This is a genomic window from Roseovarius litorisediminis, from assembly GCF_900172295.1.
Lineage (GTDB): Bacteria > Pseudomonadota > Alphaproteobacteria > Rhodobacterales > Rhodobacteraceae > Roseovarius > Roseovarius litorisediminis.
The window spans coordinates 14,277-27,670 of the sequence record NZ_FWFL01000005.1 but is presented as its reverse complement, the minus strand read 5'-3'; the positions used below and the strand labels follow the sequence as shown (position 1 = coordinate 27,670).

Here is a 13,394-nt window from a genome sequence, read left to right as displayed (position 1 = left end):
TGTTCAGGCCAATTCAAAGTTGTACCGGATATCGATCGATCTCGAAGTTGAATTCGTCAACATCCCAGTTGCCGCAATGGTCGTCCCGATCATCCTGATCCGGCATATCGTCCTGTTCAGGCATGGCATCGGCCAGATCGATATCAAGGTCACCGACGGCCTTGAAGTGATAGCTGTCAATCAAAATAATCCGGGTCCAAAATGTTGGCGCTGTGGATCAGCGTCGGGCATTCCAGCTGCTGGAGGCGTATTGGCGGGTATAGAATTCGCCCATCAACCCGATGATCAACAACACAAGGCCAACATAGATCGGATAGGAAACAGATGAATTATGCGGGGAGTAATTTATGAATACAAAACCCCGGCATTGATCGATTGCATGAAAGAGTGGGTTCCAATCAAACATGTTCAACATGAACGTAGGCAGTGAATTTGCAACAAACATCTTGCCGGACGCAATCATGTTGGCGCGTTGATAGACGGTGGTAAATACTCCTACGAAACCTGGAAACCAGGGCTTGATCGCCAGCAGGACAATGCCAACTGCAACGCCGGTGAACCATCCCACCAGCAGCATTCCGAAAGCTGGTAGCGGCTGTGCCACCTCGAACGGAGTAAAGGCCACGTGATAGGCAAACAGGATAACGAAAAGTGACAAAACCTGAAGATAAAGCGCCCCAATTGCAGCAGCAGCGATTGCAATGATTGTGTTCATCGGCGCGTGTTGCATCATCGGCGATGACGGTCCTTCCGCACCTACGACGGCCCCAAGGGCTTTAATGTGTGTTAGATATAGAAAAATTCCTGACAACATGTAGAGCAGGAAGTCACCACGAAGCCGTGCGCCCTTAAGGCCAAGAACGGTGAATACTAGATAAAAAACCAGAAGAAGGCTGATGGCCTGCACCATATTCAACCCAAGCGCAACAAAAGCATTGCCGTGGCCCTTGCGGACGTCGCGAACCACCGAATGGTAGACCAATTCGACGATAGAAACCGCCGATTGAATCGAGGATTTGGGTTTTACGCTTTGAAACATGGCCCTGCTACGACAGACTGCCTGATGATTGGTAATACAGAATTCTTGCTGTCTCGTTAGCAGCGTACCATAAGGGGCGCCGATAAATCTATCAACTTTGGCGTTGTGACGCCTTTGACCAAGCAGGAGACGACTTTGGATTATGAAACGCTTGTGGTGGTCATTCGCCGTCTTGCCCTCGAGGCCGGCGATAGGATCATGGAAATATACAATGCTGATGATTTCGACGTGAAGCTTAAATCTGACGACAGTCCCGTGACTGAAGCTGATGAGGCAGCAGACGCGATTATCTCAGCGGGGCTGAGAGCCGCATTTCCCGATGTTCTGCTGGTAACAGAGGAGCAGGCCGCTTCTCATCGTCAGACTGCAGATACTTTTTTGATCGTTGACCCTTTGGACGGAACGAAAGAATTCATTCACCGACGCGGAGATTTCACGGTTAATATAGCCTATGTCGAGAATGGAACCCCAACCCGAGGCGTGGTTTATGCGCCAGCCAAAGAGCGGATGTTCTTTACATTGGCCGACGGGAGTGCGGTCGAAGAAGCGGCCCCGTTTGACCATGGTCGGGTTGGCAGACTGGCACCCGTTAAGGTATCCGAGCCAGATAACGATGCATTGATGGTTGTGGCAAGTAAATCGCATCGTGACCAGGCAACCGATGACTACATCAGCAAATATGCAGTCAAGGATATGAAAAGCGCCGGATCTTCACTGAAGTTCTGTCTGATTGCCACTGGTGAAGCTGACATTTATCCCCGCGTCGGCCGCACGATGGAATGGGACACGGCGGCTGGACACGCTGTGTTGCAGGGTGCTGGCGGTAAGGTGGTCCGTTTTGACGATCATTTGCCACTCGTTTACGGCAAAGACGGATATGCCAATCCGTTCTTCATTGCCTACTCGCCCAAAGTTGTTCTGAAAGAAGCATAATGAGCGTATTGATTGTCATCCCCGCGCGCTACGCTTCTTCTCGATATCCGGGCAAACCTCTGGCCGCTCTGACCGGCGCTACCGGAGAATCCAAAAGCCTGATCCAGAGATCATGGGAGGCAGCAAAGCAGGTCAAATGTGCAAGTCGGGTTGTTGTGGCAACTGATGACGCGCGTATTCGCGAAGCATGCCAGGCTTTTGGGGCCGAAGTTGTAATGACATCCGAGGCCTGTACCAATGGTACTGAGCGCTGTGCAGAGGCGTATGAAAACCTGGGCGGTGGATACGATATTATCGTCAACCTTCAAGGTGATGCGCCGTTGACTCCTCATTGGTTTGTGGAAGATCTAGTCGATGGGCTGGAAAGGGATGCCACAGCGGAAGTGGCAACACCTGTTTTGCGATGCGACGGTCGGGCACTAAACGGTTTTCTTGAGGATCGTGCTAATGGGCGTGTAGGCGGCACGACGGCAGTTTTCGACTGCAATCGGCATGCTCTTTATTTCTCGAAAGAGGTAGTTCCATATACCGGGCAATCATTTGGCGACCATGAAATGACACCGGTTTTTCACCATGTGGGGGTTTACGCCTATCGCCCTGCGGCCCTTGCGGATTATCAAACTTGGGATTCAGGTGCTTTGGAAGCGTTGGAAGGTTTGGAACAACTGAGGTTTCTGGAACGAGGCCGTGCGCTTTTGTGTGTTGAAGTCGTGGCCCGTGGGCGGCAGTTTTGGGAATTGAATAACCCCGAAGATGTCCCTCGGATTGAGGCCATGATGGTAGAGATGGGGATGCCCTGATTTGCTCTGGCGGGTAAAAAATGAAAAAATAAGCAGGTACTTGCCGGAAATCACGACGTGGGCGGCAAGAGGACAAAATTTCTCCTTCTTTCCCCTTTAACACAATGCAAATTCGACGTTTGTAATGTACAATAAATCTAGCGACCTTGAGGAGCAGTAAATGCGTAAAAAAGTTACCAAGGCGATTTTTCCGGTCGCGGGAATGGGCACGCGGTTTCTCCCAGCGACCAAATCCGTACCAAAGGAAATCATGACTCTGGTTGATCGTCCCTTGGTACAATACGCGATTGATGAAGCGCGCGAAGCTGGAATCAAAGAGTTCATCTTTGTAACGTCGCGCGGCAAAGGTGCGCTTGAAGACTACTTCGATAATGCCCCGCAGCTTGAGCAGGAACTGCGCCGAAAAGGCAAAGACGAACTGCTTGAGATCTTGAAGTCCACTAACATGGATAGCGGTGAGATTGCCTATATGCGGCAACACAAACCGCTTGGCCTGGGTCATGCGGTGTGGTGTGCACGTCGATTGATTGCGAACGAACCTTTTGCCGTGATTCTGCCGGATGACGTTATTGCAGCCGAAAAATCATGCTTGGCACAAATGGTTGATGCATTCGAAGAAACCCAGAGCAATATCGTTGCCGCCATGGAAGTGCCCGATCATATGACGTCGTCTTATGGTATCCTGGATATTAAAGAAGACATGGGGTCTATTGTGTCGACAAACGGCATGGTGGAAAAACCCGTGGCCGGGACGGCGCCATCGAATTTGGCGGTGATCGGCCGTTATATTCTGACACCAACAGTTCTTCAGATGTTGAACAAAAAGAAAACCGGTGCAGGAGGTGAAATTCAGCTAACGGATGCGATTGATGACGCACGCCTGAAAGGCGAAGAAGTCTTTGGATATCGCTTTAAGGGAGAGCGCTTTGACTGTGGCTCCAAGGCTGGATTTTTACAGGCGACTGTTGCGTTTGCGCTTGCCCGGGATGACTTGCGTGATGATCTTTGGCGCTATTTGAACGATGTTGTGCACGCGGAGAAAGCAGCACAATAATCCACCGGGGGGCGGGCGTTGACGAATATTCTTGTTACTGGCGGTGCCGGATATATCGGTTCGCATGCTTGCAAGGCGTTGCGCGCTGCGGGTTACATTCCCGTTACCTACGACAATCTGAGCACCGGCTGGGAAGACGCGGTCAAATTTGGTCCTTTTGAAAAGGGTGATTTGACGGATCGCGCCCGGTTGGATCAGGTTTTTGCGGCATATCAACCGGTCGCCATTATGCATTTTGCAGCACTCAGTCAGGTCGGCGAAAGTATGCGTGAGCCTGGGTTATACTGGCATAACAACGTCGCCGGATCACTGACCCTGCTGCAGGCGGCCGTGCAGGCCGGATGCAAGGATATTGTATTCTCGTCAACCTGCGCGACCTATGGTGATCAGGACAATGTGGTGTTGAATGAGGATAGCAAGCAGTATCCGATAAACGCATATGGCGCCTCAAAGCGTGCGATTGAGGATATGCTTCGCGATTTTGAGGTTGCATATGGCCTGAATCACGTGGTGTTTCGGTATTTCAACGTGGCCGGAGCTGATCCTGACGGCGAAGTGGGCGAATTTCACCAACCTGAAACACATCTGATCCCGCTGATGTTGGATGCAATTGACGGCAAGCGCGACGCGTTAACTATCTTTGGCACGGATTACGATACACCTGATGGCACCTGTATCCGTGATTACGTGCATGTGATGGATCTGGTCGATGCCCATGTTCTGGGTGTGAAATGGCTGGAAGAGGGCAAAGGTAGCCGGGTGTTCAACCTGGGCACCGGTAGCGGATTTTCGGTGCGTGAGGTGATAGATCATTCAGGTGCCGTTACCAACCGCGACGTCCCGGTTGTCGAGGGTCCAAGACGGCCCGGCGACTGTACCAAGTTAGTGTCAGGGTCTACCCGCGCCAAAGCAGAACTGGGCTGGTGTCCGAAACGCTCGCATCTGGATCAGATGATTGCGGATGCCTGGCGTTGGCATCAGGCTGGACATTACAACAAATGACGCGAATTCTGCTAGCTATTCGGCGGAATCCTGACGATTGAAAATGGAGATCTTACGAAATTTGTTGAACGCTTACCGGCTTCGGTGGAAGCGGCGCCGGTTTCTGTTTCGTGCCTTTTGCAAGCGCAACCAATTAAAGCCGGTGGCTGATCGTACCGCTCAGATTTTGGATGACGATATTCTTGTGGTATCGACTGTGCGGAATGAACTCATCCGTTTGCCGCATTTTCTTGAACATTATCGAAGGCTTGGTGTGAACCATTTCCTGTTTGTGGATAACAATAGCGATGACGGCACGCGTGAATATCTAGCCAAAGAACCCGATGTTTCACTCTGGTCGACAGCGCAAAGTTACAGGTTGTCTCGGTTTGGTGTGGATTGGCTGACATGGTTGCAGTTGAAATATGCGCATGGGCATTGGTGTCTGACTTTGGATGCCGACGAAATTTTAATCTACCCGCATCATGATACCCGATCGTTAAAGGCTTTGGTGAACTGGCTTGATCAGACAGGTCGGCGTTCTTTTGGGACACTGATGCTGGATATGTATCCCAAGGGACGGTTGAATGATCGACTTTACCAGCCTGGTGACGACCCCTTTGAGATTCTGAGCTGGTTCGATGGCGGCAACTACATGATCCGCAAACAACCACTCCTGCAGAATCTCTGGATACAAGGTGGTGTGCGCGCCCGACATTTTTTTGCGGATCAACCACGCAGGGCGCCGACCATGGGCAAGACGCCTTTGGTCAAATGGCATCGTCGATACGCATATGTAAGTTCGTCCCACTCTATACTTCCGAGGCAATTGAACTGTGTCTATGACGAAGCAGGCGGGGAGCGGCTCTCGGGTATTTTGTTGCATACGAAGTTTCTTCATACCGCGACTGAGCGTTCTGCCGAAGAAAAGAAACGGGGTGAACATTTTGCCAACAGCAGCCAGTATGACAGTTATTATGATAGTATTGCCGACAATCCAGATCTCTGGTGTGATCGATCAACGCGTCTGATCGGGTGGCGACAATTGGAAGCGATGGGTTTGATGTCCAAGGGAAACTGGGTATGAACAGGGATGTGCTGCCGACAAAACGTCAGGTGCAGGGTATCTTTGGAAACGTCAGACCGGGCGTCACCACAGCAGAGATCGTGTCCGGCAAGGAAATTTTTAATTTCCTACGGTCAAAGTCCTGTAATGAGAAAAACATTTTGAGGAAAATCTAGCTTGAGCCTGTGGCAGTCATACCGGTTGCGGCTCCGCAGAAGGCGGATGAAGCTGCGCGCATACCGGAAACATTTTTCCCTCAAATCTGTTGTTGACCGCACCGAGCGTATTAAACCAGGTGATATTCTTTTATTCTCGACATTTCGTAACGAATACACCCGCCTACCGTATTTCATGAAATACTACCGCGATCTTGGGGTGTCGCATTTTCTGATGGTTGATAATGACAGTAACGATAGCGGTCGCGAATATCTGGCCGAACAGAAAGACGTGTCATTATGGAGCACCACTGCAAGCTATAAGATGGCACGTTTTGGGGTCGATTGGTTGAATTGGTTGCAGCAGAAATATGGTCACGGCCATTGGACTTTGGTTGTCGATCCGGACGAGCTTTTTGTCTACCCGTTCTGTGATACCCGTCCTATCCGCGCATTGACTGATTGGTTGGATGTATCGCAGATTCCGTCGTTTGGCGCGATGCTCCTGGATATGTATCCCAAAGGGCGCATTGATACAGTACAATATACGCCCGGGCAAAACCCAATTGAAATTGCATCTTGGTTTGACCCCGGAAACTACACGATCGAGCAGAATAAATTCTACGGAAACCTCTGGATACAAGGGGGGCCGCGTGCGCGTGTATTCTTTCCGGATGCCCCGAAAAAGGCACCCGCGCTGAATAAGATACCATTGGTCAAATGGGACCGGCGCTATGCCTATGTCAACTCAACCCACATGCTTTTGCCCAGGGGATTGAACAGAACTTATGACGAATGGGGCGGTGAGAAGGCCAGTGGCGTTCTGTTGCACGCGAAATTCCTGCGGGAGTTTGGTGAAAAGGCAGCGGAGGAATTGACGAGAAAACAACACTACTCTGCAAGTGTGGAATACAAAGCTTACGTCGAGAACCTGAAAGACAATCCAGAGCTTTGGTGCAAATGGTCGGAGAAGTATATAAACTGGCGGCAGTTGGAGATCCTTGGGCTTATGTCAAAGGGAAATTGGGCATGAGGGAAGGGCAGTAACTGATGAGTGTCGGGATTGTCATGCTTGTCCATACAGCCTTTGACCGCGCTGAGCAGGTTGTGCGGCACTGGTCTGCGGCTGGATGTCCGTTGGTGATTCACGCTGACAAATTGGTGCCGGGCAAAGCTTACGATGCCTTTGTACAGTCTGTGGCAGATGTACCTGATGTCCGGTTTTCCAAGCGTCACCGTTGCGAATGGGGAACGTGGGGGCTGGTTGCCGCAACCCAAAGTGCAGCGAATTTGATGCTGGAAGAGTTTCCCGATGTGCGACACGTCTATCTCGCATCAGGGTCCTGCCTGCCTCTGAGACCCGTTCAGGAACTGATCGATTATCTGGCCGAACGGCCAAATACGGATTTTATAGAATCCGCAACCACTGCTGATGTTCCCTGGACAGTTGGCGGTTTGGATCAGGAACGCTTTGTGCTGAGGTTTCCGTTTTCTTGGCGAAAACAAAAATTTCTTTTTGATAAATATGTTTCATTACAAAGATTTGTACGGTTCAAACGAAAAATTCCGAATGGAATAGTGCCTCATATGGGATCGCAGTGGTGGTGTTTGACGCGTCAAACGTTATCGGCGATTCTTCAAGATCCCGAACGTGAGGTTTATGATAGGTACTTCAAAAAGGTCTGGATTCCGGATGAAAGCTATTTTCAAACTCTTGCACGCCAGTACTCACGTCAGATCGAAAGCCGTTCACTGACCCTGTCGAAATTCGACTATCAAGGTAAGCCGCATATTTTCTATGATGATCACCTACAGTTGCTAAGACGGTCAGATTGTTTTGTTGCGCGGAAAATCTGGCCGTTTGCCGATCGTCTCTATGAAGCATTCTTGACCGACCAGGCCAGTGCCATGAAGCGTACAGAACCAAATCCAGGCAAGATTGACCGGATTTTTGCAAAGGCAGTCGATCGACGGCTTCGTGGTCGGCCCGGCCTTTTTATGCAAAGTCGTTTTCCAAGCGAGGACCGTGAAAATGGGCTGACATGTGCGCCATATTCTGTTTTCCAAGGCTTCACCGATCTTTTTGATAACTTCGAGAGCTGGTTGACAAAAACCAGTGGGGCAAGGGTGCATGGCCATCTTTTTGCGCCGAAAAGGGTAGAGTTCTCAGAGCAACAGACCGTCATGAACGGAGCATTGAGCGATAGCGCAGAAATACGTGACTATAATCCACGCGCCTTTCTGGTCAATCTGATCTGGAACACGCGGGGCGAACGACAGTGTTTTCAATTTGGACCGCGCGATAATCAGGAAATCCAGATTGACATGGCGAAAGATCCAAATGCCCAGATTTCAGTGGTTTCAGGAGCGTGGGCTGTGCCCCTTTTCAGATCGAACCGAGACTTTTCTGATATCCGCCAGGAAGCGGCGCTGCTTCAACAAATTGAAAGCAAACATCTTGAAATCCTGCGCTCGCAATGGACAAGAGCGCGCATCCGTATCTGGACAATGTCAGAGTTTATTGAAGCCCCGATGGAGGCGCTGCAGACAATTGTCGATGAGATTGGGCAGCAAAATTTAAGGGGATTGGCTGAAGTACCGAAAATGGCAGATCTGACCGGATTTGGCCAATTTCTTCAAAATCTGAAAAACCAGGGGATGCATCCTTATCTGATGGGAGATTTCCCGGTCGAGCATAATTTGCACGAACCGCAGCAAAGCAAACGCAAGCCCTACCTGGTAAGATAGAATACAATGCCCAAGCCATTTGACTATTTCATCGTTTTCGCCGCGATGCGAACCGGGTCGAATTTTCTGGAAAGTAATTTGAACTCCTTTGCAGGTTTTGAGTGTCACGGCGAATTGTTTAACCCACATTTTATTGGCTATCCCAACCGGGACGAAATTCTGGGTGTAACGCAGGCGGTGCGCGATGCAGATCCGGCCCGATTGTTGGAAACGGTCAAAACCGGCTCAAAGGGTTTGGGTGGATTCAGGTTCTTCCATGACCATGATCCAAGAGTTCTGGATTTATGCTTGAAAGATCCTCGTTGCGCCAAGGTAATCCTGACCCGCAATCCTCTGGATAGCTATGTCTCAAGGAAAATTGCACAGGTAACGGGCCAATGGAAGTTGACCAATGTCAAACGGCGCAAGGTCAGCACCATTACCTTTGACGGGCCTGAGTTTGAGCGCCATATCGCGCGATTGCAGGAGTTTCAGGGCCTGCTTGCCAACGGATTACAGAAGACCGGTCAGACAGCTTTTTATTTAGATTATGAGGATTTGCAGGACCTGGAAATAATGAATGGATTAGCGCAGTTTCTGGGTTCAGATGAAAAACTTGATGCGCTGGACAGTTCGGTTAAAAAGCAAAACCCAAGCGCTCTCCGGGACAAAGTTTTGAATTTTTCTGAAATGGAACGCACGCTTAGAGACTTGGATCATTTCAACATTACGCAAATTCCAAATTTTGAACCACGCCGCGGCCCCGGGGTGCCGGGCTATGTGGCGGGTGCTCAAGCTCCGATTCTTTATATGCCAATCAGGTCGGGGCCGGAAAGCCAGGTACGCGCTTGGATCGCCGCCCTTGATGGGGTTTCCGAAGAATCCTTGCCTGAAAAGATGAATCAAAAAGGCGTGCGACAATGGAAGCGCCGCAATCCGGGGCATCGTAGCTTTACAGTATTGCGCCATCCTGTCGCCCGGGCACATGCTGCATTCTGCGAAAAGATTCTGGCAAAAAGCGAGGGATCTTTCCTTGAAATTCGCAAGACGTTGCGAAATGCATACGATGTTCCGTTACCCGAGTGTGACCCCAGTGAATCCAAGGATTATGATCGCAGGGCACATCGCAACGCCTTTGTCGGATTTCTCAAATTTTTGCGGGCCAATCTGTTGGGGCAAACTGCGTTAAGGGTCGATGCTCATTGGGCGACACAGGCATCGGTAGTGCAGGGAATGGCCCAGTTTTCGCTACCTGATATGATTATACGAGAAGATGAGATGCTGGGGAACTTGGCGGCGCTGGCGCGGCAAATCGGGTACGTTAACTCGGAAGCGCCGCCAGATTTGCCATCGGGTCAGCCTTTCGAGCTGTCTGAAATTTACGATGGAGAAATCGAAACTTTGGCCAGTACGGTCTACCAGCGCGACTACATGATGTTTGGGTTTGAAGAATGGAAATGACGAAGGCTCAAGCCGCCTGAGCGGCCTGAGCTTCGGTCACGATAGTGTAAAGCGTCGCCGGGTTGGTGTTTGAACGCAACTTCGCGCAAACAGACGGATCCCGAAGTGTCCGCGATACCAGCGCAAGCGCCTTGAGGTGTTCAACACCTGCGTCACGCGGCGCAAAAAGCGCAAATGCCAAATCTACCGGCTGCCTGTCCACAGAATCAAAATCAATCGGTGTTTCCAGCAAAACCAATGCGCCGACAACTTCGGCCAAACCGTCAATCCGGGCATGCGGCAAGGCAACGCCATGGCCAACGCCAGTTGGACCTAGGCTTTCGCGCTCTTGTAGGGCTTCGACCGCTGCGGAATGGTCGACGCCATAGACAGATTCGGCGATTCCCCCCAATTCGTGCATTAGGCGTTTTTTGCTGGAGACAGCAGAAAGCACCCGAACAGCCCCAGGTTTGAGGATCATAGAAAGTTCCATCTATTTTAACCGCTCCGACAGGTTTGGCACCTTTGTGCCTTGCGCCCCGCTTTACGGATCGATCCAGCCGATGTTGCCGTCATCACGACGATAAACAACGTTCAATCCGTCATTCCCTTCCTTACGAAAGACGAGTACCGGGGCCCCTGCCAATTCCATTTGCATCACCGCTTCACCGACCGAGAGAGAGGGAATTTTTGTCTCCATCTCCGCAACGATGATCGGCTGCAGGCTTTCGGGCTCTGATTCTGCGCCTTCGCTTTCTGAGGCGAGGATATAAGAGGAAGCTCCGGAAAGTTCAACCGGCTCAGAACGGTCACGGTGGTGGTCTTTAAGTCGACGCTTATACCGGCGCAGTTGCTTTTCCATTTTCTCACGACACCCGTCGAAGGCCGCGTAGATTTCATGTGCCTTTGCACTAGCCTGAGCGGTCAGGCCGGTTGACAGATGCACAATGGCTTCGCAGACGAATTCGCTGGCATTCTTTGAAAAGATTACATGTGCATCGGTGGGTCGCTCGGCATATTTGGCCACTGCAGCGCCAAGTTCATCTTTCACATGTGTCTGCAGGGCTTCGCCAATATCGATCTGCTTTCCACTGATTTGGTAGCGCATCTTGTCTCCTTCATTTGACAAACCGGGTGGCATTGGGTCGCAAAAGCGCCGCGGCTGCCGTTAATCCCGAATGCTGAAAAAAGACATTTGTCTAGTTTGTCCAAAGCCGGACCCGGTGAAAGAGGGCCACTGCAAGAACAGTACGAAGTCCACAAATGTCATACCCCAATTGACGCGTTTTCAGCGGCCATTGTCAATGGGGATTGGTGGTAATACGCAAGGAAATGCGTGCAAAAAGCTGATTTAAGAAATGCGGAAATTATCGCCCAGATATACGCGACGCACGTTTTCGTTTTCCACCACTTCGCTGGGAGTACCGGACATCAGGACCTGCCCATCGTGGAGAATATAAGCGCGATCCACGATCTCAAGCGTCTCGCGAACATTGTGATCGGTGATTAAAACGCCAATCCCGCGTTTCTTCAAATCCGCAACCAAATGGCGAATGTCACCAACTGAAATCGGATCTACACCTGCAAAGGGTTCATCAAGTAGCAAATATTTGGGGTGCGCGGCAAGACAACGGGCAATTTCAACGCGTCGACGCTCACCGCCGGACAAAGCCAGGGCCGGCGCGCGGCGCAGGTGTTCGATAGAGAATTCGGAAAGCAACTCTTCCAGCCGCTCGCGGCGCTTGTGCCGGTCCGAAACCGAAATATCGAGGATAGCCATGATATTATCTTCCACCGACATGCCACGAAAAATGGACATTTCCTGTGGTAGATACCCAATGCCCATCTTGGCGCGGCGATACATCGGCAGATTTGTAACGTCACGTCCATCTATCAGAACATGGCCGCCTTCGGGATAAATAAGCCCTGCAATCGCGTAGAAGGTTGTTGTTTTACCAGACCCGTTGGGACCTAGCAGCGCCACGACCTCGCCCTGCTGAAGGTTGAGCGAGACATCGCGGATAACGATGCGCTTTTTATAGCTTTTCCGCAGGTTCTCAACCTTGAGTCCAGTGCTTTCATGAGCGATATGCAGATTGGGTTTGGACATCGTTCAATTCTTAGGCTGCAGCACTGTTTTTACCCGTCCTGTTACACGAGCGGTTCCGGCTTTGGTATCAACAAACATCTTGTCCCCGGTCAGCGCGCTGGTCCCCTGAACCAGCAGCACATCGCCCTGCATTTCGATCAAACCTGTGATGATATTATAGTCTGCTCGCGCAGATTCCGCAGCATCTTCGCCACTGACAAGAATTACGCCTCCTGTTGCCTCCAGGCTTTCGATGCCGCTCTGGTCTTCTAGGTAGACCACCAAAACGCGGGGGGCGGACAAACGCATCTGACCCTGCCCAATCAGGACATTTCCGGTGAACACGGCTGTGCCGTCATTCTGGTTTACGTTCAGATTATCAGCGGTGACTTCAACCGGTAGGCTGCTGTCTTGCTGCGCGCTTCCAAATGCGACTTGTGCACCCTGAGCCATTGAAACGACGGGTAAAAAAGACAAAACCAGCCAGGTGGCGAGCTTCAAAAATCTTGGCACGGCATTCATTCCTTGGACTTACCGGGTTTGTATAGCAGTTTGACTCCGTCAGTGAAAAGCAATTGTGGCTCACCAGAAATTTCATCGGTTTTCAATACCATCCGTCCCGCAGCCAGATCTCCGGGTGGACCATTCCCCGACACCGGCCCAGGGGTCTCGGCGTAAAGCAAATCAATGCGCGTCTTCAGATAGTCGGTGTCGACGACATAACCGGTTGTAGTGGTTATATGAACGTTGCCTTCCAGATCTGCTGTGCCTCTTTCCTGATTCATATCAGCGCTTTCAGAAGTTATATCAATAACCGTACCAGCAATCAGTTTCATTTGTGCAGTGACAACTTTGGCTTTCAGATGTGCCGGATCAGACTGGTCTGGTTGTGCGCTTTTTGCCCGAAACATAACCTGATCTCCACTACTCGTGACGCCTGCAAATACAGGATTTGTAGCACCCTGTTCATGTGCGCGCCGTTCAAGATCAATCTGGGCGACTGGGACAGATTTCGTCGGATCAAAGTTACGTGAGATTAGAAAAAGCGTGGACAACAACCCAAGCGCGGCCAGGGGCAGGATGATCTTCATCCAGGCCACAAGGCGCGAG

15 protein-coding genes are annotated in these 13,394 nt (G+C 50.9%); 8 read left to right on the top strand and 7 right to left on the bottom strand.

Annotation, left to right across the window (positions count from 1 at the left end):
• Positions 1–13 precede the first annotated feature (13 nt).
• Positions 14–184, bottom strand: coding sequence for a hypothetical protein (locus PEL8287_RS20030; RefSeq protein ID WP_176228616.1), 171 nt, complete (start codon positions 182–184; stop codon positions 14–16).
• Between the two features lie 33 nt (positions 185–217).
• On the bottom strand, positions 218–1,039 hold the full coding sequence (locus PEL8287_RS10530; RefSeq protein ID WP_085892368.1) for an ABC transporter permease: 822 nt from the start codon (positions 1,037–1,039) through the stop codon (positions 218–220).
• Positions 1,040–1,174: 135 nt separating this feature from the next.
• Here PEL8287_RS10530 and cysQ point away from each other — a divergent pair, with 135 nt between their 5' ends.
• The 8 genes from cysQ (at position 1,175) to PEL8287_RS10490 (ending at position 10,216) form a co-directional block, all read left to right on the top strand.
• Positions 1,175–1,972, top strand: coding sequence for a 3'(2'),5'-bisphosphate nucleotidase CysQ (cysQ, locus tag PEL8287_RS10525; RefSeq protein WP_085892367.1), 798 nt, complete (start codon positions 1,175–1,177; stop codon positions 1,970–1,972).
• Positions 1,972–2,772, top strand: coding sequence for a 3-deoxy-manno-octulosonate cytidylyltransferase (locus tag PEL8287_RS10520; protein WP_085892366.1), 801 nt, complete (start codon positions 1,972–1,974; stop codon positions 2,770–2,772). The genes cysQ and PEL8287_RS10520 overlap by 1 nt, the downstream gene beginning before the upstream one ends.
• Positions 2,773–2,932: 160 nt before the next feature.
• A complete protein-coding gene (gene galU / locus PEL8287_RS10515) occupies positions 2,933–3,826 on the top strand; it encodes a UTP--glucose-1-phosphate uridylyltransferase GalU (protein WP_085892365.1) in 894 nt (297 codons plus the stop codon).
• Positions 3,827–3,844: 18 nt separating this feature from the next.
• On the top strand, positions 3,845–4,828 hold the full coding sequence (gene galE, locus PEL8287_RS10510) for a UDP-glucose 4-epimerase GalE (protein WP_085892364.1): 984 nt from the start codon (positions 3,845–3,847) through the stop codon (positions 4,826–4,828).
• 43 nt (positions 4,829–4,871) lie between these two features.
• A complete protein-coding gene (locus PEL8287_RS10505; protein WP_085892363.1) occupies positions 4,872–5,894 on the top strand; it encodes a glycosyltransferase family 2 protein in 1,023 nt (340 codons plus the stop codon).
• Positions 5,895–6,095: 201 nt separating this feature from the next.
• Entirely contained in the window at positions 6,096–7,061 is a 966-nt protein-coding gene (locus PEL8287_RS10500; protein WP_176228615.1) for a glycosyltransferase family 2 protein, read from the top strand.
• Positions 7,062–7,078: 17 nt separating this feature from the next.
• Positions 7,079–8,776, top strand: a complete 1,698-nt coding sequence (locus tag PEL8287_RS10495; RefSeq protein WP_085892362.1) for a DUF5927 domain-containing protein — start codon at positions 7,079–7,081, stop codon at positions 8,774–8,776.
• 6 nt (positions 8,777–8,782) lie between these two features.
• Positions 8,783–10,216: a sulfotransferase family 2 domain-containing protein gene (locus tag PEL8287_RS10490; protein ID WP_085892361.1), complete on the top strand. Its 1,434-nt coding sequence runs from the start codon at positions 8,783–8,785 to the stop codon at positions 10,214–10,216.
• Between the two features lie 7 nt (positions 10,217–10,223).
• Here PEL8287_RS10490 and PEL8287_RS10485 read toward each other — a convergent pair whose 3' ends face one another.
• From PEL8287_RS10485 to lptC, 5 genes are all read right to left on the bottom strand, one after another.
• The gene (locus tag PEL8287_RS10485) at positions 10,224–10,688 is read right to left on the bottom strand and encodes a PTS sugar transporter subunit IIA (RefSeq protein WP_085892360.1); all 465 of its coding nucleotides are present in this window, start codon (positions 10,686–10,688) and stop codon (positions 10,224–10,226) included.
• 51 nt (positions 10,689–10,739) lie between these two features.
• The gene (gene hpf, locus PEL8287_RS10480) at positions 10,740–11,303 is read right to left on the bottom strand and encodes a ribosome hibernation-promoting factor, HPF/YfiA family (RefSeq protein ID WP_085892359.1); all 564 of its coding nucleotides are present in this window, start codon (positions 11,301–11,303) and stop codon (positions 10,740–10,742) included.
• Positions 11,304–11,546: 243 nt separating this feature from the next.
• Positions 11,547–12,305 carry an LPS export ABC transporter ATP-binding protein gene (gene lptB, locus PEL8287_RS10475; protein ID WP_085892358.1) on the bottom strand — a complete coding sequence of 253 codons (759 nt, stop codon included), beginning with the start codon at positions 12,303–12,305 and terminating at the stop codon, positions 11,547–11,549.
• A 3-nt stretch (positions 12,306–12,308) separates the two neighbouring features.
• On the bottom strand, positions 12,309–12,806 hold the full coding sequence (gene lptA / locus PEL8287_RS10470) for a lipopolysaccharide transport periplasmic protein LptA (RefSeq protein ID WP_085892357.1): 498 nt from the start codon (positions 12,804–12,806) through the stop codon (positions 12,309–12,311).
• Complete coding sequence (gene lptC, locus PEL8287_RS10465; RefSeq protein ID WP_235862276.1) at positions 12,803–13,375, bottom strand: LPS export ABC transporter periplasmic protein LptC; 573 nt, start codon at positions 13,373–13,375, stop codon at positions 12,803–12,805. Before lptC ends, lptA begins: the two co-directional genes overlap by 4 nt.
• Between the last annotated feature and the right edge of the window lie 19 nt (positions 13,376–13,394).

Excerpts from the sequence above, each read along its gene's own strand:
- PEL8287_RS10530 (WP_085892368.1), bottom strand. The coding sequence starts at position 1,039 with ATGTTTCAAAGCGTAAAACCCAAATCCTCGATTCAATCGGCGGTTTCT.
- PEL8287_RS10520 (WP_085892366.1), top strand. The coding sequence starts at position 1,972 with ATGAGCGTATTGATTGTCATCCCCGCGCGCTACGCTTCTTCTCGATAT.
- galU (WP_085892365.1), top strand. The coding sequence starts at position 2,933 with ATGCGTAAAAAAGTTACCAAGGCGATTTTTCCGGTCGCGGGAATGGGC.
- PEL8287_RS10505 (WP_085892363.1), top strand. The coding sequence starts at position 4,872 with ATGGAGATCTTACGAAATTTGTTGAACGCTTACCGGCTTCGGTGGAAG.
- PEL8287_RS10500 (WP_176228615.1), top strand. The coding sequence starts at position 6,096 with ATGAAGCTGCGCGCATACCGGAAACATTTTTCCCTCAAATCTGTTGTT.
- PEL8287_RS10495 (WP_085892362.1), top strand. The coding sequence starts at position 7,079 with ATGAGTGTCGGGATTGTCATGCTTGTCCATACAGCCTTTGACCGCGCT.
- PEL8287_RS10490 (WP_085892361.1), top strand. The coding sequence starts at position 8,783 with ATGCCCAAGCCATTTGACTATTTCATCGTTTTCGCCGCGATGCGAACC.
- PEL8287_RS10485 (WP_085892360.1), bottom strand. The coding sequence starts at position 10,688 with ATGGAACTTTCTATGATCCTCAAACCTGGGGCTGTTCGGGTGCTTTCT.
- hpf (WP_085892359.1), bottom strand. The coding sequence starts at position 11,303 with ATGCGCTACCAAATCAGTGGAAAGCAGATCGATATTGGCGAAGCCCTG.
- lptB (WP_085892358.1), bottom strand. The coding sequence starts at position 12,305 with ATGTCCAAACCCAATCTGCATATCGCTCATGAAAGCACTGGACTCAAG.
- lptA (WP_085892357.1), bottom strand. The coding sequence starts at position 12,806 with ATGAATGCCGTGCCAAGATTTTTGAAGCTCGCCACCTGGCTGGTTTTG.
- lptC (WP_235862276.1), bottom strand. The coding sequence starts at position 13,375 with ATGAAGATCATCCTGCCCCTGGCCGCGCTTGGGTTGTTGTCCACGCTT.